The organism is Halogeometricum pallidum JCM 14848 (assembly GCF_000337095.1).
Classification (GTDB): domain Archaea; phylum Halobacteriota; class Halobacteria; order Halobacteriales; family Haloferacaceae; genus Halogeometricum; species Halogeometricum pallidum.
In genome coordinates this window covers 256,102-277,681 of sequence record NZ_AOIV01000021.1, presented here as the reverse complement: position 1 = coordinate 277,681, position 21,580 = coordinate 256,102, and the positions used below count along the sequence as shown (strand labels likewise).

The 21,580-nt window shown below is 67.5% G+C and carries 14 protein-coding genes; 8 read left to right on the top strand and 6 right to left on the bottom strand.

What is annotated here, in order from left to right; translation table 11 throughout:
* The first annotated feature begins 12 nt into the window (after positions 1-12).
* The 7 genes from C474_RS09320 to C474_RS09290 all read left to right on the top strand — a co-directional run bounded on the left by C474_RS09320 (position 13) and on the right by C474_RS09290 (position 9,716).
* The gene (locus C474_RS09320; protein ID WP_008386141.1) at positions 13-720 is read left to right on the top strand and encodes an SOUL family heme-binding protein; all 708 of its coding nucleotides are present in this window, start codon (positions 13-15) and stop codon (positions 718-720) included.
* A 297-nt stretch (positions 721-1,017) separates the two neighbouring features.
* Positions 1,018-2,391, top strand: a complete 1,374-nt coding sequence (locus C474_RS09315; protein WP_008386140.1) for a diaminobutyrate--2-oxoglutarate transaminase — start codon at positions 1,018-1,020, stop codon at positions 2,389-2,391.
* Positions 2,388-3,875, top strand: coding sequence for a pyridoxal phosphate-dependent decarboxylase family protein (locus tag C474_RS09310; RefSeq protein ID WP_008386139.1), 1,488 nt, complete (start codon positions 2,388-2,390; stop codon positions 3,873-3,875). Before C474_RS09315 ends, C474_RS09310 begins: the two co-directional genes overlap by 4 nt.
* Positions 3,872-5,734, top strand: coding sequence for an IucA/IucC family protein (locus C474_RS09305; protein WP_008386138.1), 1,863 nt, complete (start codon positions 3,872-3,874; stop codon positions 5,732-5,734). Before C474_RS09310 ends, C474_RS09305 begins: the two co-directional genes overlap by 4 nt.
* On the top strand, positions 5,731-6,384 hold the full coding sequence (locus C474_RS09300; RefSeq protein ID WP_008386137.1) for a GNAT family N-acetyltransferase: 654 nt from the start codon (positions 5,731-5,733) through the stop codon (positions 6,382-6,384). Before C474_RS09305 ends, C474_RS09300 begins: the two co-directional genes overlap by 4 nt.
* Positions 6,381-7,775 (top strand): lysine N(6)-hydroxylase/L-ornithine N(5)-oxygenase family protein, encoded by a 1,395-nt coding sequence (locus C474_RS09295; RefSeq protein WP_008386136.1) that lies wholly within the window; start codon positions 6,381-6,383, stop codon positions 7,773-7,775. The genes C474_RS09300 and C474_RS09295 overlap by 4 nt, the downstream gene beginning before the upstream one ends.
* Positions 7,776-7,790: 15 nt before the next feature.
* The gene (locus C474_RS09290; protein ID WP_008386135.1) at positions 7,791-9,716 is read left to right on the top strand and encodes an IucA/IucC family protein; all 1,926 of its coding nucleotides are present in this window, start codon (positions 7,791-7,793) and stop codon (positions 9,714-9,716) included.
* A 1,702-nt stretch (positions 9,717-11,418) separates the two neighbouring features.
* Here the strand turns inward: C474_RS09290 and C474_RS09275 are convergent.
* The 3 genes from C474_RS09275 to C474_RS09265 all read right to left on the bottom strand — a co-directional run bounded on the left by C474_RS09275 (position 11,419) and on the right by C474_RS09265 (position 16,721).
* Complete coding sequence (locus tag C474_RS09275; RefSeq protein ID WP_008386132.1) at positions 11,419-14,196, bottom strand: PAS domain S-box protein; 2,778 nt, start codon at positions 14,194-14,196, stop codon at positions 11,419-11,421.
* A gap of 158 nt (positions 14,197-14,354) precedes the next feature.
* Complete coding sequence (locus C474_RS09270) at positions 14,355-15,137, bottom strand: SDR family NAD(P)-dependent oxidoreductase (protein WP_008386131.1); 783 nt, start codon at positions 15,135-15,137, stop codon at positions 14,355-14,357.
* 60 nt (positions 15,138-15,197) lie between these two features.
* Positions 15,198-16,721: a helix-turn-helix transcriptional regulator gene (locus C474_RS09265; protein WP_049916876.1), complete on the bottom strand. Its 1,524-nt coding sequence runs from the start codon at positions 16,719-16,721 to the stop codon at positions 15,198-15,200.
* Between the two features lie 870 nt (positions 16,722-17,591).
* Here C474_RS09265 and C474_RS09260 point away from each other — a divergent pair.
* A complete protein-coding gene (locus C474_RS09260) occupies positions 17,592-17,942 on the top strand; it encodes a hypothetical protein (RefSeq protein WP_008386128.1) in 351 nt (116 codons plus the stop codon).
* Between the two features lie 126 nt (positions 17,943-18,068).
* Here the strand turns inward: C474_RS09260 and C474_RS09255 are convergent, their stop codons facing one another.
* The 3 genes from C474_RS09255 to C474_RS09245 form a co-directional block, all read right to left on the bottom strand.
* Positions 18,069-18,911 (bottom strand): aldo/keto reductase, encoded by an 843-nt coding sequence (locus C474_RS09255; protein WP_008386126.1) that lies wholly within the window; start codon positions 18,909-18,911, stop codon positions 18,069-18,071.
* A gap of 402 nt (positions 18,912-19,313) precedes the next feature.
* On the bottom strand, positions 19,314-20,099 hold the full coding sequence (locus C474_RS09250; RefSeq protein ID WP_008386124.1) for an SDR family NAD(P)-dependent oxidoreductase: 786 nt from the start codon (positions 20,097-20,099) through the stop codon (positions 19,314-19,316).
* Between the two features lie 230 nt (positions 20,100-20,329).
* Positions 20,330-21,544, bottom strand: a complete 1,215-nt coding sequence (locus C474_RS09245; RefSeq protein ID WP_008386122.1) for an acyl-CoA dehydrogenase family protein — start codon at positions 21,542-21,544, stop codon at positions 20,330-20,332.
* Between the last annotated feature and the right edge of the window lie 36 nt (positions 21,545-21,580).

The following is a 21,580-nucleotide window of genomic DNA, read 5'->3' as shown; positions in this document are numbered from 1 at the left end:
CTACTAGACGGTATGCGCACGAAATCGAAACTCCTCCTCGGCGGCGTCGGAACGGCACTCGCGGCGTGGGTCGGATGGGGCGTCTACAGCGCTCAGTCGGCCGATCGCGTCCCGTACGAGACGCTGGGGTCGCTGGGTGACGGAGCCGTGGAACTGCGGCGGTACCCGCGGACGCTCCTCGTCGAGACGACGGCGCGGGACGACGAAACGGCGTTCCGACGTCTGTTCGGCTACATTTCGGGTGCAAACGAGGGCTCGCGAGACCTCGCCATGACTGCTCCGGTCCGCTCTGACGAGAGCGACACGAAGCGGGACGGCGAATCGGTCCCGATGACGACGCCCGTTCGCACGGAGAACGGGTCGAGCGTGTCGATGACCGCCCCCGTCCGCAGCGACGAGGGCGACGACGGCGTCAGGATGGGGTTCTTCCTCCCCGCGGAGTACACGCAGGAGACGGCGCCGGTGCCGACGGACCCCGACGTCCGACTCGTCGTCGAAGGGCCGCGGACGGTGGCAGTGCGGTCGTTCTCGTGGCGGGCGACCGACCGCCGGGTGGCGAACGCCGAAGAGTCGCTCCGCGCGACGCTCGAACGCGAGGGCGTCGAACCGCGGGGCGAACCGACGCTCCTGCGGTACAACGACCCGTACACGCCGCCGTTCATGCGGCGCAACGAAGTCTCGGTCCTGGTGAGTACCGACGGGTCCACCGACGCGTCGTAGAACCCAAACAGTTATTTTAGGTCGTCCTAAAACATGGATTGACGCCCTCGGTGCGCCCCGCTGACCGACCCTCCCGCGCGGAGAACCGGCTCCCGCCAGCGGCGATTCTCGTCCCGAATCCGCGCGCTCGTACCGGCGTACGGAGAGTGGGGAGCGCGCCGGCATATATTTTAGGTCTGCCTAAAATTCGCTGGTTTTACGTACTTTTAGGCTCGCCTAAAATTGTATGCAGTCACAGAGCACCCCCATTCGGACGCGACGCGCGGCCGTTTCGGACGCCTCCGGAAGTGATGCGCCGTGAGTTACGAGAGCGACGGCAACGACCCCATCCTCGCCCAGCAAATCAATCGGGAATCGAACGCCCGAACCTACCCCCGTCACCTCCCCTTCGCCATCCGCGAGGCGCGCGGATTCACCGTCACCGACATGGACGGCGACGAGTACTACGACTGCCTCGCGGGCGCCGGAACGCTGGTCCTGGGGCACAACCACCCGCACGTGGTCGACGCGATGGAGCGAATCCTCGACCGGAACCGGCCGCTCCACACGCTCGACATCTCCACGCCCGCGAAGGAGCGGTTCGTCGATTCGCTGTTCGAGAGCCTCCCTGACGAGTTCGCGGCGCGGGCGAAGGTGCAGTTCTGTAGTCCCGCCGGCACCGACGCCGTCGAGGCGGCGCTGAAACTCGTCCGGACGGCGACCGGAAACCGGAGCGTCCTCGGCTTCGGCGGCGCCTACCACGGGATGACGAGCGGCGCCCTCTCGCTGATGGGCGACACCGAGGCGAAAGAGCCAATTTCGGGGCTGTCGGGCCACGTCCACCACCTTCCCTACCCGTACGACTACCGTCCCCCGTTCGGCGTCGGCGGCGAGGAGGGCCACCGACTCGCGGCCGAGTACGCGGAGAACCTCCTCGCCGACCCCGGGAGCGGCGTCGCGAGCCCCGCGGGGATGATTCTCGAACCCGTGCAGGGCGAGGGCGGCGCGATTCCGGCCCCGGACGAGTGGCTCCGAGAGATGCGCCGCGTCACGCGCGAGCACGACGTTCCCCTGATCGTCGACGAGATTCAGACCGGACTCGGTCGGACGGGCGCGACGTACGCGTTCGAGCACGCCGGAATCTCGCCCGACGTGGTGACGCTCTCGAAGGCCGTCGGCGGCGGCCTCCCCCTCGCCGTCGTCGTCTACGACGAGTCGCTGGACGTGTGGGAACCGGGCGCCCACGCGGGCACGTTCCGCGGGAACCAACTGGCGATGGCCGCCGGCGAGGCGACCATCGACTACGTGCTCGAGCACGATTTGGCCGACAGGGCCGCCGAAGCGGGCGAACGCCTGCGCGAGAGCCTCGACGAGACAGCCGAGCGGTTCGACGCCGTCGGCGACGTGCGCGGTCGCGGCCTGATGCTCGGCGTCGAGTTCGTGGACCCGACCTGCGACTGGCGCGGTCCGGGACCCCACCCCCCGGACGGCGACTTCGCGTCGGCCGTCCGCGCGGCGTGTTTCGACCGCGGACTGGTCGTCGAACTCGGCGGGCGCGAGAGCGCCACCGCGCGGTTCCTCCCGCCGCTGACCGTCTCGGACGAGCAGTTGGACGACGTGGCCGCGATATTCGACGAGGCCGTCGCGGCCGTCGCCGGCGGAGAACGGGCGGAGACGGAGGTGACAGCATGAGCGGAGACGACCTATTCCTCGGCTCCGAATCGGGCGACGCGGCCTACCGCGAGTCGATGGAGCGAGCGACCGACGCCGTCGTCGATATCCTCGCCGACGGAGAGAACCCGTACACCGGGGAATCCGCCGCGGCCCTCGCCGACCTCTTCGAGGAACCCGTCCTGCCGGAGGAGGGCGCGGGCCTCGACGCGGCGATCGACGAGGCGGCCGAACGGGTGCTGTCGCACTCGGTCGCCACGTCGAATCCGCGCTGTGCGGCCCACCTCCAGTGTCCACCGATGGTGCCGGGGCTGGCCGCCGAGGCGATGCTGACCGCGGCGAACCAGTCGCTCGACTCGTTCGACCAGGCGCCCGCCGCGACGGTGCTCGAAGAACGCGTCGTCGGGGCGCTCTGCGACCTGTTCGACCTGCCCGACGGCGCCGACGGCGTGTTCACCAGCGGCGGGACGCAGTCGAACTTCCAGGCCCTGCTGCTCGCTCGCGACCGGTGCTGCGGGCGTCGGTTCGACCGGGACGTGCAGGCCGAGGGCCTCCCGCCGGAGGCCGAATCACTCCGAATCGTCTGCTCGGCGGAGGCGCACTTCACCGCCGCGCAGGCCGCCCACCACCTCGGACTCGGCGAGGACGCCGTCGTCTCGGTGCCGACCGACGGGGAGCACCGGATGGACGTCGACGCTCTCGACGCGACGCTCGACGAACTCGACGCGCGCGGCGACCGGCCGTTCGCGCTCGTCGGAACGGCGGGGACGACGGACTTCGGCAGCGTCGATCCGCTGTCCGAACTCGCCGACAGGGCGGCCGAGCGAGACCTGTGGTTCCACGTCGACGCGGCCTACGGCGGCGCGGCGGCGCTGAGCGACGAGCACGGCCACCTGCTCGACGGCATCGAGCGGGCGGACTCCGTCGCCGTCGACTTCCACAAACTGTTCTACCAGCCCGTTAGCTGCGGCGCGTTGCTGCTCCGCGACGGCGACGACTTCGAGTGGATGGCGCGCAACGCCGCCTACCTCAACCCCGAGGACCACGAGGACGCCGGCGTCCCCAACCTCGTCGCCAAGTCGGTCCAGACCACCCGGCGATTCGACGCGCTGAAACCGTACGTCGCCTTCCGCGCCCTCGGGCGCGAGGGACTGGCGCGCCTCGTCGACGCGACGCTCGAACTCGCCGACGACGCGGCGTCGCTCCTCGACTCGACCGAGGACTTCGAGCTCGTCCACGAACCGACGCTGAACGCCGTCGTCTTCCGCTACCGGCCGCGCGAGGGGATGAACGACCGCGCCGTGAGTCGGGTGAACGCCGCCGTCCGGCGGCGACTGCTCGACGACGGGCGGGCCGTCGTCGCCAGGACGGAGGTGGAGGGCGTGACGAGCCTGAAGTTCACCCTCCTGAACCCGAGGGCGACGCCGGAGGACGTGGAGGCGATGCTCGACGCCATCCGGGACTGCGGCGACGAACTCGCCGCGGAACGGGGGGTGGTCGCGTGAGCCTCGGCGTCGAACGCGAGGCGGACGACGTCGACGCCGCCGAACGCGCCGACGACGCGACGGTCCACGCGTTCCTGAACTGCTACCTCCGCGAGACGGGCGAGTACGAGATTCGGGAGGGCGAGGACGCAGGCGTCGCCGGCGTCGAACCCGGACCCGAGGGTCTCCTCCGGGCGCGACTCCCCGCGCAGGGAATCGACCTCCTGGCGCCGCTGTCGTACCGCTCTCCGACCGAGCGACACCTGTTCGAGACGCCGGTTCGATACCGCCTGCCGGGCGGCGGGAGTGAAATCGGCGGCGACGGCGGAGACGACGGTGACGGCGGCGTCCACCCCGCGGACGCCGCGACGCTCGCATCGCTGGTGGTGAAGGACCTCTCGCTCGCCCGCGGGGGCGACGCCGAGACGGACGAACTGCTGGCGCGCGTCCTCCGGAGCAAGCGGGCCGTCGAGTCGTTCGTCGCCGCGCGGACCGGGGACGGCGAACGCCTCTACGGCGAGGGCGCGTCGTTCCGCGAGGCCGAGCAGGCACTCGTGTTCGGCCACCACCGCCACCCGACGCCGAAGAGTCGAGAGGGCATCGCAGAACGGAATCGGGCGACGTACGCGCCGGAACTCCGCGGGTCGTTCGCGCTCGAGTACTTCCGCGCCGACCCCGAACTAGTCACCTCGGAGTCGGCGCTGGATCGGAGCGCGACCGCGTGGGTGAAAGACGAACTGCGCGCCGACTCCCGCGTCTCGGAGTCGTTCGTCGCCGAACACGTCGAGAGCGACGACGTACTCTTGCCGGTCCATCCCTGGCAGGCCGACCACCTGCTCGACCAGTCGCGCGTCCGAGAGCGCCTCGGCGACGGCTTAGAGCATCTCGGTTCGGTCGGCCGGGAGTTCTACCCCACCACCTCCGTGCGGACGCTGTACAGCCCCGAAGCGCCGTTCATGGTCAAATCCTCTCTGAACGTCGCCATCACCAACTCCGTGCGGACGAACAAGCGCCCCGAACTGGAACGCGGCGTCGCCGTCGCGGAACTGCTCGGCACCGCCTTCGGCGACGAACTGGCGTCCGAGTTTCCCGACTTCGACATCGTCCGCGACCCGGCGTACCTCGCGCTGGACGCCGGCGAGAAACCCGAGTCCGGTCTGGAGACCATCCTGCGCGCCAACCCGTTCCGCGGCGGGACGGGCGAGCGCTCGACGCCGGTCGTCTCGCTGTGTCAGGACGCCATCGAGGGGCAGTCGCGGTTGGGTCGCCTCGTCGCCGGCATCGCGGAACGCGAGGGCCGGACCGCGGCAGCGGTGAGCGAGGAGTGGTTCCGCCGCTATCTCGAAGTCGGAATCCGCCCCATCCTGTGGCTCTACCTCGAACGCGGCGTCGGCGTCGAGGCGCACCAGCAGAACTCTGTGCTGACCCTCGACGCCGAGGGCTACCCGAGCGAGTTCCGCTACCGCGACAACCAGGGGTTCTACTTCCCCGAGTCGCGGTACGACGCCGTCGACGCCTACCTCCCCGGCGTCGGCGCGCGCGCGGACACCGTCTGCGCAGACGCGATAGCGGACGAGCGACTCCGCTACTACGTCGTGCTGAACAACGCCTTCGATGTGATAAACGCGTTTGGCACGGCCGGACTCGTGGACGAACGCCGCCTGTTGGACCTCCTGCGCGGGGAACTCGAACGGGCCCGCGAGCGCTACGACCACCCCGAGTCGGACTTCCTCGGGCCCCTACTGGAGTCGCCGACGGTTCCCTGCAAGGCCAACCTGCTCACGCGGTTTCGCGGGCTGGACGAACTGGAGAACGAACTCGAAGAGCAGTCCGTCTACGCGGACGTGACCAACCCGCTCGTCACCGAACTCGACCGATGAGAGGAACGACCGAATCTCCCCCGAACGAGGAGTACCGACCCGGCTACGACTACCGGCGCTACGACGCGGAGAGAGACCGGACCGTCTCGCTCCGCCCGGCGACGCTGGAACGCGATTTCGGACGGCTCCACGCGTGGCTCGGATACGACCACGTGAAGCCGTACTGGCAGTTGGACCTACCCCCCTCGGAGTTCCGCGAGCGACTGGCCGAGAAGCTCTCGGACGACCACCTCACGCCCTACGTCGGCTGTCTCGACCACGTCCCGATGAGCTACTGGGAGTGCTACCGGGCGGCCGACGACGACGTGGCGAACCACTACGACGCCCGCCCGTCTGACCGGGGGGTCCACCTGCTCATCGGCCCGCCGGAGTATCTCGGTCACGGCTATGCGCTTCCGCTACTGCGCGCCGCCGTCGCCATGCAGTTCGAGAACTCGGACGCGGAGCGCGTGATAGCCGAACCCGACGCGCGGAACGAACGCGTCATCCGCGTCTTCGAGCGCTGCGGGTTCGAATCGGAGAAGCAGTTCCACTTCGAGGAGGCCGGGAAGGACGCCGTGCTGATGGTCTGCGAGCGGGAGCGGTTCGAGACGGACGTGCTGGGCGCCGAAACGGACCGAAAGGCGCGCGCGACGGAGGTGCGCGAATGACCGCCGAAGAGGCCGAAGCGGCGGACGGGACGGCGGAGACGCGAGACGTCGTCGGCATCGGCGTCGGCCCGTTTAACCTCGGTCTGGCGGCGCTGTTAGAAGGAGGCGACGCGGACGTCGACGCCCTCTTTCTCGAACGCGACGCCGAGTTCCACTGGCACGAGGGGATGCTGTTGGACGGCACGACGCTGGAGGTGCCGTTCCTCGCGGACCTCGTGACGCTGGCGGACCCGACGAACCCGTACAGCTACCTCAACTACCTGCGGGAGACCGGCCGGATATACGAGTTCTACTTCTACGAGACGTTCCAGATTCCCCGCCGGGAGTACGACGACTACCTGCGCTGGGTCGTCGACGAACTGGACGCGTGTCGGTTCAGCCGCGAGGTGACCGACGTGCGCTGGGACGCGGAGGAGGAAGCGTACGTCGTCCTCGCCCGCCACCCCGAGACGGGCGAGCGATTCGAGTACCGCGGCGAGAACGTCGCGCTCGGAATCGGCTCGCGGCCGCAGATTCCCGAGCAGCTGCGAGGGCACTCCGAGGAGGACGTGTTCCACACGGCGAGGTACCGCCACAACCGCGAGCGCGCCCTCTCCGGGGAGTCGATAACCGTCGTCGGGTCGGGCCAGAGCGCCGCGGAGGTGTTCTACGACCTTCTGAAGCGGCAGGACGAGCACGGCTACCGCCTCGATTGGCTCACCCGCTCGGACGGCTTCTTCCCCATGGAGTACTCGAAGCTCGGACTCCAGCACTTCACGCCTGAGTACGAGCAGTACGTCTACGACCTCCCGCAGGGGGTGAAAGACGACCTCATCCCGAACCAGGACCTGCTATACAAGGGGGTCGACCCGGAGACGAGCGCCGACATCTACGACCTGCTGTACCGGCGGTCCATCGGCGACAGGGACCCGGACGTGGGCCTGTTCGCGATGACCGAGGTCAGGGATATAGAGTCCGTCGGCGACGCCTACGCGCTGGACTGCCGGCAGTGGCAGACCGACGAGTCGTTCGTCCACGAGAGCGAGGTGGTCGTCTGCGGCACCGGCTACGAGCGGCCGATGCCGGGCTTTCTCGAACCCCTAGAGGAGGAGATATCGTGGGACGACCGCGGCCGCTTCGGGGTGACCGAGGACCATCGGTTGGAGGTCGACCTACCGGGCGACGTGTTCCTGCAGAACGCCGAACTCCACACCCACGGCGTCGGCGTTCCGGACCTCGGTCTCGGCTGTTACCGGAACACGAAGTTCGTCAACCGACTGGCGGGCCGCGGGGTGTACCCCGAGGACGCCGACACCGTCTATCAGGACTTCTCGCTCGACCGATTCGTCGAGCACGCACCGGGCGCCTCTCGCCGAGAGAGCGAACCGACCGCGGCGACGCGGGACGACTGACGACCGACGATTACCATGAACCCGAACGACACCATCCGAGACGACGCACTGGACGCCGACGTGTGGGAGACGGTCGAACGCCGCCTCCTCGCGAAGATGCTCGAAGAGTTCGCCTACGAGGGGATTGTCGACCCCGAGCGGGTCGAATCGAACGCGAACGACGCGGACGCCGGGTTCGGAGCGAGTGACGCCGACACCGGGTCCGACGACGCCGCCGCGACCCACCGCTTCGAACTCGGCGACGACACCTACCGGTTCCGCGCGGAAACGCGACTGATGGACAGTCTGTCCGTCGACGCCGAGAGCGTCGAACGGCGGGGCGGCGGCGCGGACGGGGAAGGGGACGAAAGCGGCTGGACGCCGCTCGAGGACCCGCTCACGCTGCTCCGCGATATCGGCCGGACGACGGACCTCGACGGTCTGACGGAGGGGAACCTCGTTCGGGAGTACAAGCGAACGCTCCTCGCGGACGCGCACGTCGAAGCGCGGAAGCGGAAGCGCGCCGAGAGCGGGGAGTTCGACACCCTCGAACTCGGCTACGCCGAACTCGAGGGGGAGATGGACGGCCATCCGTGGATAACGTACAACAAGGGCCGTCTCGGCTGGGGGTACGACGACTACCGCGAGTACGCCCCCGAGGCGAAAGAGCCCGTCACGCTGTCGTGGGTCGCCGTCAGCAGGGAGAAGGCGACGTTCGTCTCGACGGCGGAACTCGACTACGACTCGCTCGTGAAGGGGGAACTCGGCGACCGCTACGGCGCGTTCCGCGAGCGACTGGCGTCGAAGGGGCTGGACCCCGAGGAGTACTACCTCCTGCCGGTCCACGACTGGCAGTGGGAACACAGCGTCGTACCGCTGTTCCCCGGCGATATCGCCCGTGACGATATCGTTCCGCTGGGCGAGGGGCCCGACGAGTACCTCCCCCAGCAGTCGGTGCGCACCTTCGTCAATGTCGACAGCGAGGAGAAACATCACGTGAAAGTGCCGATGCGCATCCTGAACACGCTGGTCTGGCGCGGATTGCCCGGCGAGCGGACGGAACTCGCGCCGACGGTGACCGAGTACGTCAAGGGCATCCGCGATGACGACGAGTTCCTGCGGGACCAGGGGCTCGTTCTCCCCGGCGAGGTGGCCGGCCTCAACTACGACCACGGGGACTTCACCGACATCGAGGGGTCGCCGTACCAGTACCACGAACTGCTCGGCGCGGTGTGGCGCGAGCCGATATACGCGTTCTTGGAGGACGAGGAGCGAGCGGTGACGCTGTCGTCGCTGATGCACGTCGACGGCGACGGCGTCCCCTACATCTCCCGACTCGTCGAGGCATCGGGGCTCAGCACCGACGAGTGGCTCCCGGAGTTCTTCGAGACGGTGCTCCCGCCGCTCCTGCACTACCTCTATCGCTACGGGACGGTGTTCTCGCCGCACGGACAGAACACCATCCTCGTCGTCGAGGACGGCGCCCCGTCCAGACTGGCGGTCAAGGACTTCGCGGACGACGTGAACGTGAGCGACCGGCCGCTCCCCGAGTTGGAGACGCTCCCCGACGAGATGCACGAGGTACTGCGAAAAGAGCCCCCGGAGGGACTGTGTCAGTTCGTCTTCTCGGGATTGTTCGTCTGCGTTCTCCGCTACGTCGCGGACGTGCTCGAACGCCACGAGGACTACCCCGAAGAGCGGTTCTGGACGCACGCTCGGGAGGCGATTCTGGCCTACCAGTCGGAGTTTCCCGAACTCGAAGACCGGTTCGAACTGTTCGACCTGCTCCGACCGGAGTTCACGAAACTTACCCTGAACCGAAACCGCATCTTCGAGTACGGCTACGACGACGCGCCGGGTCGTCCCCACGCCTCCGAGCACGGGACGGTTCGGAACCCCCTGCACGAAGTCGCGGACGAGCGTCCGGACTACGCGAAGCGGTCGAGTTCGGCGGACGACTGAGCAGATAGCGGCGGTCGCGGTTCCGGCGCGTCGATCANACGACCCACGACGTGCCGTTCGCCGCGCTGGCGTTTATGACGCGGTCCATCTTGGAGGTGCCGTCGAGTGGGCCGAGGTTGTACCACCCGAGCGACATCGACACCACGTCGGCGTCCGTCTCGGCCTCCAACCAGTCGACGGCGTTGTAGAGGTCCCAGTCGGTGCTGATGCGCACGAGCACGATCGACGCGTTCGGCGCCGTCTCGGCGACGAGTTCGGCCGTCCCCGTCCCGTGCTCGCCGGACTCACTGTTCCCGTCGAGTCCCTTTTCCGTGAAGTCTTTCGTGGCGACGACACGGTCTGCGAGCGCCGGGTTGTCGAGGTCGAACCGGTCCACGTCGATGACGGCGATGGTGACGTTCTCGCCGCCGTAGCCGCGGGCGTGCAGCGACTCCAATCGAGCCGTCTGGATCGCCTCCGTCGTCCCGTCACTCCCCGCGAACGAGACGGGCCGAGCCGGTTCCCTGACGTACGACACGGACGGTTCGGCGGCCAGGGCGAGTATCTCCTCGCGCGTCGCCGTTGCGCCGACGTACCGGCCGTGCGCCGCGGCGTCGCGACCGAGGACCCGCGCGACCGATTCGCGCCCCGCCGCGACCCGTTCGGCGTCGAGTTCCACGACGACGGAGTACTCAGTTGGTTCCTCGCTCGACGCTTCGGTATCGAGACGCTTCGCGGCGACAGCGGCACTCCCGCTCTCGTCGTCGCCGCTCCGGGCGAGCAGTTCGGGGTCGACCTTCGCTTGGACTACCGCCGTCACAGCGTCCCGTTCGGTGACCGTCGTCCGCGATGTTTCGGTCGCCGTCGGTGGTTCGGTGGCTGCCGGCGTTTCGGTCACCGTCGACGTTTCGGTCGCAGTCGCAGTTGCCGTCGACGCTTCCGTCATTGTAGCCACCGCTGTCTCGGTTGTTCTCTCCGCTTCAGCCGTTGCCTCGGCGTCCGCCTCGTCGAGCGCCGAGACGACCGGCGCGACGACGGCTGAGACGACGACGAGGAACGTCACGGCGGCGGTGAACGCCACGCGTGCGCCCATCAGCGCCCCCCAGTGCGGTCGGTCGCGTCGACCCGCTCCGCGACCCGCACGCCGTGAGACGAGCCAGTTCGCTCGCCCGCCGTAGCGTCACCGCTCGAAGCCGTCGGCGCTGCCGACGTATTTTCTCCCCCGATTCCCCCCGTTTTTCCCGACGTTCCTACGCCGCCGTCCGAGTCTCCCCCGAGACGTTCGAACGGGTCCGCCGCGTGGACCGTGACGGCGTCGATGACGAATCGACGTCGGGTCGAGTCGTCTGACACGTCCTTTATACCCACCCGATGTATAATATCTTTTTCGGAAGAGTATAATTTCCTAACGACTGTATTTAACGAGTGATTTAAGCACGTGCGGGACAGTCTGCCGAGCCTGTTGGCAGCGAGACGACGTAGACTGGAAAACTCCGAGCTCCCATCGGACGTGACGCGACCCGTCGAAGCCAGGCGGTCCGCGGTCGTCCGGGACGTCCCGCTAAGACCATCCTACCCCGGCTAACAGCCGAATAACTATGACTAATCGAAGCGTCATCTCGACCGCTCCTCGGAATCCAGTCCCGTTCTCGGTCTGCCAGGAGCGAACATGGGTTGGTGGACGGCGGTCCCCCCGCCGAACCACTTACTGTATCTCCGGTTGCTACCCTGAGAGCGACCGCTCCCGGTCCGACACTCCGTCGTTTTCGCTGCCGTCGGTTCGAATATCGAAGCGCGCGCCGCCGGACCGACCGTCGACGGCGGTCACGCTCCATCCGTGCGCGTGGGCGATGGTCCGAACGATGCCGAGGCCGAGGCCCGTTCCTTCGGGATTCGACGAGACGCCGGGGTCGAACACCGTCTCTCTGTCCGCCTCGGGGATGCCGTCCCCGTCGTCCTCGACGAAGAAGCCGCCGTCGTCCAGACGGCCGACGCGGACCGCGATGGTGCCGTCGCCGGACTCCGCCGACCCGTCCGTCTCGGCGTGTTCCACCGCGTTGCGAAACAGGTTCTCGAACAACTGTCTCACGCGCCCCTCGTGCGCCTCGATGGTTCCGAGTTCGTCGGGCACCTCCAGGGTCGCGTCGCTCCCCGCCATCGCCGTCTCCCACGCGTCGCGCACGACACTCCCGAGGAGGACCGTTTCGAGTTCTTCGACCGGCTGACCGTTCCGCGCGAGGTCGAGCATATCTTCGATGATGCGGCGCATCCGACGGTGGGCTCCCTCGATGCGTTCGAGCCGCTCCATCACCGCGTCGTCGTCGCCGGCAGTGTAGTTCGCCCGCAGCAGCTCCACCTGCCCCGACGCGAGGTTCAGGGGGTTCCGTAGGTCGTGGCTCACGACGCTCGCGACCTGTTCGAGCTGTTCGTTCTGGGACTCCAACTCGCGCTCCCGGCGCCGAAGCAGTTGCTCACGCTGGACGCGTTCGAGCGCGGCGCTCGCGTTCAGCGCGAGCAGTCGAGTGAGCGAGACGCGCGAGTCGCCGAGGTTGTCGGCCTCCCACGACCCGGCTATCAGGACACCCTCCTCGCCGATGGGAAAGATCACCTCGTTCTGTACCTCGGTGTCGGGGTTCAGTGCGTCGGGGTCCTCGCCCACGTTGTTCAACACCTCCCCCTCACCGCTCTCCAGCACCCGCCACGCGATGCCCTCTCCGTGCGGTATCACCTGGTCTCTGACCGTCTCCGCGGCGGCGTCCGACAGCGCGCGGGTGACGAGGGCGTCGCGGTCCGCGTCGTAGAACGCGACGCCGGCCAGGGGGTAGCCCAGGATGTTCTCCGCGGCGTCGCTCACCACGCGGGCCACGTCGTCGTACGTCGTCGCCGTCGTCAGTTCCCGGTTCGCGCTGTGGAGGGCGCTCAGCCGCTCTTGATATCGCGACTGCGCCGTCACGTCCGTCAGGACGACGACGACGCCGCGGGTCGCCTCCGCTTCCGCGCCTTCGGGCCCGTCCGGTCCCTGTTCGTGCAGCGGCGAGAGGTCGGCCTCGATTCGCTCGACGTCGGACGGGAGGTTCGCGGGGAGTCGGTGTCGCTCGTACTCTCCTTCCCCGGTGAGGATTCGGTCGACGCTCGCCGCAACCCGCCGGAACCCCTCGTCGTCGAGGATACCGACGTCGCGAAGGGCGGAGACGGGGCGACCGACGAGTTCCTCGACGGGCACGTCCGTCCACGCTTCGACGACGCGGTTGACGAACGAGAGGCGGCGGTCCGTCCCGACGATGCACGCCCCCTGCCGGATATTCTGTACGAGACTCTCGTACCGGCGGAGCCGCTGTTCGTACTCCAGACGCTCGGTCACGTCGCGCGAGTTGACGACGATACCGTCGATGCTCTCGACGGGGTCCGCGCGCGCGACCGACTCCAGCCACACCCACGACCCGTCCGCGTGCCGGATGCGGAACCGCAACGTCTCGACGGCCGACCCGGCCGATTCGGACAGGCGCTCGAACGTCGCCCGCACTCGCGTCTCGTCCTCGGGATGGACAAACGAGCGAACCTCTCGCCCGACGGCGTCCTTCGGGTCGATACCCAGGATTCGCTCGCTCGACGGGCTCTGATACCGGATGACTCCCTCGCGATCGACCGTCGTCACGAGGTCGGTTGAACGTTCGATGAGGGCTTGGAATCGCTCTTCGGCGCGTTCCTCGTCGCTCACCTCGCGGACGGTACCGAGCGTCGCCGGTTCGCCCTCGTACCGTATTCGCTGCACGTCGAACGTGCACCGCACCGTCTCGCCGTCCTTTCGGACGACTCGCGCCGTGTACCGCGAGGTAGCGTCCTCGCCGGCGCTCGCGCGTCGCTCGGCGATGCGGCGCACCCGCGCCTCGTCGTCGGGGTGGAGGAGGGCCCAGATCTCCTTCTCGCGCAGTTCCGACTCCTCGTAGCCGGTCAGTTCGCGGACCCGGCGGTTGACGAACCGGAACCGGTCGCCCTGATAGATGTAGATGGCGTCGTGCGTCCGTTCGACGACGGTGCGGTAGAGCGCCTCGCTCTCGCGGAGTCGCCGCTCCGTTCGGTAGTGTTCGACGGCGTTGCGGATGCGGTTCGCGAGCAGTTCGTACTGCTTCCCGTGCGTCCGCTTTTGGATGTAGTCGGTGACGCCCGCCGAGATGGCTTCGCTCGCCACCTCCTCGCTCCCGCGACTGGTCAGGAGGACGAACGGCAGTCGCTCGTGACGCTCTCGGACGCACCTGAGGAGGTCGATGCCCGTCGTCCCGCCCATCTCGTAGTCGCTGACGACGCAGTCGACGGCCGCCGGACGGCCGTCGGAGCCGTTTTCGTCTCCGTCTCCCTCCGCCCCCTCCAGACGGTCCAGGACTGCGCACGGGTCAGTCTCGGCGACGACCTCGAACCCGCCCCGCCGCTCTAAGTGCGTCGCCACCAGTTCGACGAACGCGGGGTCGTCGTCGACGTGCAGCACGCGAACCGTCTCGGTCATTGAAGATAATTGACCAGTAGACTACTTATGGGTTGTCACCATTTTTTACAATTCGCCGCGTACGGTGGCCCCCTCCGACCGCTCGAACCGCCTCGCGGGCGATTTCGATCGGAACACCACCGTGTCCGCTGTTGTTTTACGACGTGGTTCGGCGGCGTTCAGTCGACGTGCCCGCCGCCGTCGACCCAGACGGTTTCGCCGGTGACGTAGGAGGCGTTCTCGCTGGCGAGATAGAGATACGCGCTCGCCAACTCCTCGGGATCGGCCGCGCGGTGCGGCAGGCCGGGCGTCTCCCCCTCCGGTTCCATCTCCTCGGCCTCCTCGGCCCATCCCTCGCGTATCTCGGTGGCGACGGGGCCGGGGGCGACGGCGTTCACCCGGACGTTCTCGGGGGCGAGTTCGAGGGCGGCGCTCCGCGTCACCATCCGAATCGCCCCCTTCGACGCGCCGTAGTGCGAGTGGTCCCACTCCGCGCGCCCCTGGGTGCTCGAGGAAGTGTTGACGATGACGCCCTCGACGCCTCGGTCTATCATGTCTTCGGCGGCGTACTGCGTCCCGAAGAACGTCCCGCGTGCGTTGACGCCGTACACGTCGTCGAACTCCTCGGGCGTCACGTCGCGAAAGCGCGTCTTCGTGTAGAGTCCCGCGTTGTTCACCATCACGTCCACGCCGCCGTACTCGCGGGCGTGGTCGACGAGGGCCTCCAGTTCTGTCGGGTCCGACACGTCGCACTCGACGTAAGCGGCCTCTCCGCCTTGCTCTCGAATCTCCTCGTGGGTGGGCAGTTCCGCGTCGGGGTCTTTCGGTTCGCTTCGCAGGTCCGCGTTCAACACCGTCGCGCCCGCTTCGCCGAACGCGAGTGCGACCGCTCGACCGATGCCGGAACTGCCGCCGGTAACGATAACTGTCTCCTCGGAGAAATCCGCCTCGATTCGTCCCATACCCGTCGTACGGACGGGGCGTTGAAGATTCGTGTGGTGGTTCGCGGACCGCCCCGTCGTCTACGGGGGGTGCTCGAACGGCGACCGGGCGCCGTCGGGTTCGTTGCCGGGGAGAGTGATCAGATTCCGCCGACCGAGCGATATCTTCGTGATGCGCCCCTCGTCGGCCATCGACGAGAGGACGCGACTGACCGTCGCCTTCGACCACCCGGTCTCGGAGACGATGGCGCTCTGTTCCAATCTACCGCCCGCGGCTTCCAGGATGGCGATTATCTCGTCCTCGCGGGTGAGCGGTTCGTCGTACCGCTCCGGTTCCTCACGCTCGGCCGCGGGTTCCGCGGCGCTCGGTGTCCCCGCCCCCGTCACCGGTCCGACCGTCGACTCGGATTCGTCGGCCGACTCGGCCGAGACGGCGGCGGCCCCGCCGCTCCCGTCACCGTCGTCAGTCTCCGTCGCGGACGCGGCCCCGCCGCGGCGACGCCACCAGAGGTAGCCGCCGCCCGCGGCGAGGACCGCGGCGCCGATTAGCGCGAGGCCCGGGCCCGACGAGACGGGCGTGCCGGGTTCGGACGCCTCGCCCGGGTCGCTTCCGTTCTCTATCTCCACGCGGTCGCTCGTCCCGTCGTTGTCGGTGTCGGCGCTGTTGGGGTCGGTTCCGTGGACGTTCACCTCGGCGCCGTCGTTGAGGCCGTCGCCGTCGGTATCGGCTTTGTTCGGGTTCGTCTCGTACGTCTTCACCTCGGCAGCGTCGTCTAGGTTGTCCTCGTCGGTATCGGCCTTGTTCGGGTTCGTCTCGTAGGTGTTGATCTCCTCGCCGTCGGTGAGGCCGTCGCCGTCGGTGTCGGCTTTGTTGGGGTTCGTCCCGTAGGTGTTGACCTCCTCGCCGTCGTCGAGTCCGTCGCCGTCGGTGTCGGCCTCGGCGGGCGACGTGGAGTACTGGTTTATCTCGGGACCGTCGTTGAGTCCGTCGCCGTCGGTGTCTGGTTTCGTCGGATTCGTCTCGTACGTCCGAATCTCGGCGGTGTCGTCGAGTCCGTCGTTGTCGGTGTCGGGCTTCGTCGGGTCGGTCCCGTGCGTGTTCACCTCCGTTCCGTCGTCGAGTCCGTCGCCGTCCGTGTCGGCGTTCTTGAACCCGGTTTCGCCCGATACCTCCGCTTGGTTCGAGAGGCCGTCGCCGTCGACGTCGCCGTCCTTCGTCATGACGAACACCGCGCTCTCGACGAGGGTCCGCCGCCCGTCCGTTCCGTTCACGAAGACGTTCTGTGCTCCGGTGACCCCGTCGGGCCAGTTCTGCACCGATATCGTCAGATTCGTCGCTCCGTTCGCGGGCACGCACGTGACTGTACGGTTTCCGCCGACGGGACCGACGCAGACCGACGAGGAGGAAGAAAGCGGTCTGTCGGTCTGGACCCGGATGTCGGTCGGCGACGACTGCCAGACGTAGGTGGTGCCGTCTATCGTGGCGACAGACTGCGACGTAACTGTCGCTCCGGGGGCGGCCGCGGCTGGCGCGCCGACCACCCCGAGGAGGATCAACGCGACCGCGGCGAACGAAAGTACAGACCGAAGCGCGGGTTGAGACATCTTTTCGATTCCTGTTGCACGTCAATCGTCGCGTTCGACTCAAAAACTTACTGGATCGTGTTGGAATATCAGTATAATGTGATGCTAAATCGGTCGTGTATATGGGAATTTCACCCATCCTTTCTTGTTTGGGTGAGCACCCGTCACTCGCTATACGGAGATTTGAGCCGGAATTCGGCGGTTTTCTCGCCTTCCGCCGGTGCCGCCGCTGAAACGGTTATCTTTCTAATCGGTTAAGCGCGGCTCGCCCGGCGAAACAGTCCTGAAACAGTGGAAGTGAGCGTAACGAGTATCACCGATTTTATCTACGGCTGTGTTTGTACCAGTCGGTGGCATCGTAAGGACTCCCACCGCGTCGCGGCCGCATCACCCGCCGCCGTTCTGACGCGTCACCGGGTCCGAGCCATCGTAGGCGACAGAAGCGCGCGGTTCCGGACGACACTGCCGGTCTGGAGGACCCCACTCCGGGCACCGGCTCCGAACTCCCGTCCCGCCGTCCCCACGACGGCGTCCCCATCCCGCATCCCCGGGAGTTCCCCCGTCGCATCCCCAGCGACCCACTGTGTTTGTCCGATTCCCGCATCAGCACGTCCGCGCGACGTCACATCCCCATCGACGTTCCCGCGCGGTCACGCTCGGTGCCCGGACACCCGTCCGGCACTGCGCGCTCTCGACTGCTAGCCGGGCTCCCCACCCCGGCGTTTTCCTTTCGAGACCACGATTCGCCGGTAGCTACGTCGACGCTTGAGATCGCACCACACGGTTTATAGACTCTATAGCGCTCTTGTTTCGGCCTCTACCGATTGAAACAGTGAAAGCGCTCGCAACGGGTGCCGGGGCCTTTATCCCGCACCGCCGTCGGCCGAATCGATGGTAGACAGAAAGATCGTGGCTGCCGGACTCGTCGCGGCACTCATGCTGTTCGCAGGGTGCTCGGGGTCCAGTGGTGCGGGCACGGAAGCGGGTACAGGTACGGAAGTTACGACCTCCGCGAGCGAGGAGACGACGGCCGAGATGGAAGCTACCGACGAGGAGGCGAACGCGACGGAGATGGAGGAGACCGAAGAGGGTTCCTCGATGACGAACGAGACCGAGGAGAACTCGACCATGGAAAATGAGACCGTGGAGAACTCCTCGATGGAAGAGACCGACATCCCCGAGGAGAACGAGACGATCAACGTCGAGAACGAGACCGACACCGAGACCGAAGCGTCGGCCTGAGCGTCGCGCTCTCGCCGTTCGATCCTCCACTCATCGAACGCACGCGCGTGCCGTCCCCGCGTTCGATGTTCCTTCGAGACTATTTTTCTCGCTGAGTGACGTCTGAAAACCGGCGACGACGGCTCGTTACTCGTTCAACCGCGACATCTCCTCGTCCGTGAGGTCGAGGTGTGTCGCGCCGACGTTCTGCTTCAGGTGTTCGACGTCGGACGTCCCGGGGATGGGCAACATCACCGGGGAGTGTTCGAGCAACCACGCCAGCATCACCTGATACTTCGTCGCGTCGCGTTCGGCGGCCACGTCTTCGAGGGCGTCGGACTTCTCGTCGACGTCGCCCGCCGCGAGGGGGGACCACGGGATGAACCCGATGTCGTACTCCTCGCAGGCCGCCAGCACGTCGTCGTCGCGGTGGCCGAGATTGAACCGGTTCTGCACCGTGGCGACGTCGACGATGTCCCGCGCCGTCTCCAACTGCTCGACGCTGACGTTGCTGAGGCCGACGTGTCCGACGACGCCCTCGTCTTTCAGTTCGGCCAGCGCCGTCACCGACTCCTCGAAGTCGACGTCCGGGTCCGGGCGGTGGTACTGGTAGAGGTCTATCTTCTCGACGCCGAGGCGGTCCAGACTACACAGATGCGCGTTGCGGAGGTAGTCGGGGTCGCCGCGAGGGAGCCAATCCCCGTCCCGGTTGCGGAGGAGGCCGCCCTTCGTCGCCACCACGAGGTCCTCCGGGTACGGCGCGAGGGCCTCGCGGATGAGCCGTTCGCTCACGCCCGGCCCGTAGGAGTCCGCCGTGTCGACGAAGTCGATGCCGAGGTTCATCGCCGTCTGGAGGACGTGCTCCGCCTCCGCCTCGTCGTCCGGACGTCCGACGATGTCCTCGCCGGTGAGTCGCATCGCGCCGAACCCGAGTCGGTGGACCGTCAGCTCGCCGCCGATATCGAACGTGTTGCTCTCGTTCTGAAGCATCCTCTCGACCGACGGACGGGAGGGTGGTAAACGGTGTGGCCCTGAGACGAATTCACACGAATTTGGCGTCGAGACGGGTCCTCGGCGTCAGACACACGGCGGACGCGACACAAGACTTTTATTCAGTCTCACGTACGTGTTGGTACGGTGAACGAGCGGCGGCCCGCGGGCGCGACGGGTAGGGGTACTTGACGCGCACGTCGCTGCCGCTCACTCCTACTTTCATGGACTCGACCGGAGAGCGGCGGCGCCGTCGACGCCACGGGCTCCGCCGCCGCCCCATTCCTTCACTTAGAGGTGACAATCTTCACAGATGTTACTTAGCGGTTGAGGGTCGTTTTTCGATGCTGAAAAAGAGCCGCGTTAGCTCGGCGCGCGGTGAGTCTCCTCCTACCGCGCCCGCTACACCTCGGGCGTTTCCATCACCTGCGGGACGCCCTGCGCGACCACCGTTTCGCCGACGACGTACGACGAGGCGGGGGCGGCGAGGAACTGCGCGAGGTCGGCTATCTCCTCGGTGGTGCCGATTCGTCGCTCCACCTCCCCGCGGTCGATGTTCTCGGCGGAGACGCCCATCTGCGACTCGACGCCCGGGGTGGCGACGAACCCCGGCGCGATGCAGTTCACGCGCACGTCCTCGCCGGCCCACTCGTAGGAGAGACTGGTCGTGAGGTTGACGACGCCGGCCTTCGCCGCGCCGTAGTGGCTCATCATCGGGGAGCCCTGCGTTCCGGCGACGCTGGCGAAGTTGATGACCGTCCCGCCGCCCTCCTTCAGGTGCTCGCCGGCCGCCTGCGTGCAGTGGTAGGTGCCGGTGAGGTTGATGTCGACGATGGTCTCCCAGCCGTTCTCGGAGACGTCGTCGAACGACGCCATGAACGACGCGCCCGCGTTGTTCACGAGGCAGTCGAGGCCGCCGAACTCCTCGACGGTGGCCTCCACGAGGGCGTCGACGGCGTCGCGGTCGGTCACGTCGCACTCGACGGCCAAGGCGCGTCCGCCGTCCCCGTCGGCGCTCCCCTCGTTGATTCCCTCCGCGACGGGGTCGACGTTCCCCTGTTCGCGCGAGCAGACCACCACGTCCGCACCCTCCGCGGCGAATCGTTCGGCGACGGTCTTTCCGATACCGCTCGACGCGCCCGTGACGATGGCCGTCTGTCCGTCGACGGAGAATCGGTCGGTCGTCATCGCCGCGCCTCCGCTGAACTGTGTGTCATCACTGTCCGACTCTCGTGCGTTGGTAATTAATCCTCGGCTGTCTTTATCAGTGTAAAAAACTCCTGTCGACAACGACGTTCCAGCGACGGTGTCGGCGACAGTACCGTCGCAGCGACGGCGCTCGTTCACGAGGGGACCGTTCTCACGGAGAACGTCGAACGCTTCGGAGTAGCCGAACTCGAAATCGAACCGCTCCGAGACTATCCCTCGTACTGCGTGATTCCCTCTACCTGCGACGAATCCACGTCCTCGAAGGCGTCGCGCGCGACGACGCGTTTGTGCACCTCGTCGGCGCCGTCGATGAGGCGGAACGCGCGCACGTCTTCGTAGAAGTCCGCGAGCGGGAGGTCCTTCCCGATGCCGTTGCCGCCGCACAGTTGCAGGCAGTCGTCCACCACCTCCTGCACGACGTTCGCGGCGTACACTTTCGACATCGAGACGGGCACGCGCGCCTCCTCGCCCCGCGCGATTCGCTCGGCGGCGTCCCGAACCATCGTTCGAACGGCGTGCAGGCGCGTCTCCGCCTCCGCGACGGTGAACCTGACCGACTGCTTCTCCGAGAGACTCCCGCCGAACGCCTCTCGCTGCTCGGTGTAGGCTTTCGCCACCTCCAGCGACCGGGCGGCCATCCCGGTGTAGCGCATGCAGTGGGTCAGACGCGCCGGCCCGAGTCGCTGCTGAGCGTGCGCGAACCCCTCGTTCTCCTCGCCCAGCAGGTTCTCCTCGGGGACGCGCACGTCGTCGTAGCGAATCTCGGCGTGGCTCGACCCGAGCAGTTCGCCGCCGACGTGGGGGATGTCGCGCACGATGTCGACGCCCTCGGCGTCGGCGTCGACCAAGAAGAGCGAGGTGCCCTCGTAGGGGTGCGCCTCGGGGTCCGTGCGCGCCATCACGATGAGGAAGTCCGCCTCGCTCCCCTGCGTCGTCCACCACTTGTGGCCGTCGAGGACCCACTCGTCGCCCTCCCGGCGCGCCTCGGTGCGGATCATCTTCGGGTCGGACCCGCCGCCCGGCGCGGGTTCGGTCATCGAGAAGCCCGAGCGAATCTCGCCCGCGACGAGGGGTTCTAAGTACTCCTCTTTCTGCGCCTCGGTGCCGACGAGTTCCAGCGTGTGCATGTTCCCCTCGTCCGGCGCGCCGACGTGCATCGCCGGCGGGCCGAGGAGGCTCCGTCCCGCCTCCTCGAACGCCGGTAGCACGTCGCGGAAGTCCAGTCCTTGCCCGCCGTACTTCTCGGGCATCTGCGGCGCGTACAGGTTCCGGTCGCGCGCCTCCTCGCGCAGGGCCGCTATCTCCTCGTCGGGGACGGGGCCGTCGCCGAGGTAGTCTCGCTCCACCGGGATGACGCAGTCGTCGACGAATGCGCGGACGCGCCCCGCGAGTTCGGCCGCCGTCTCCGTGTCGTCGTACTCCATACTCGATCCTCGCAATCGAACGGTGTAAATCTATTT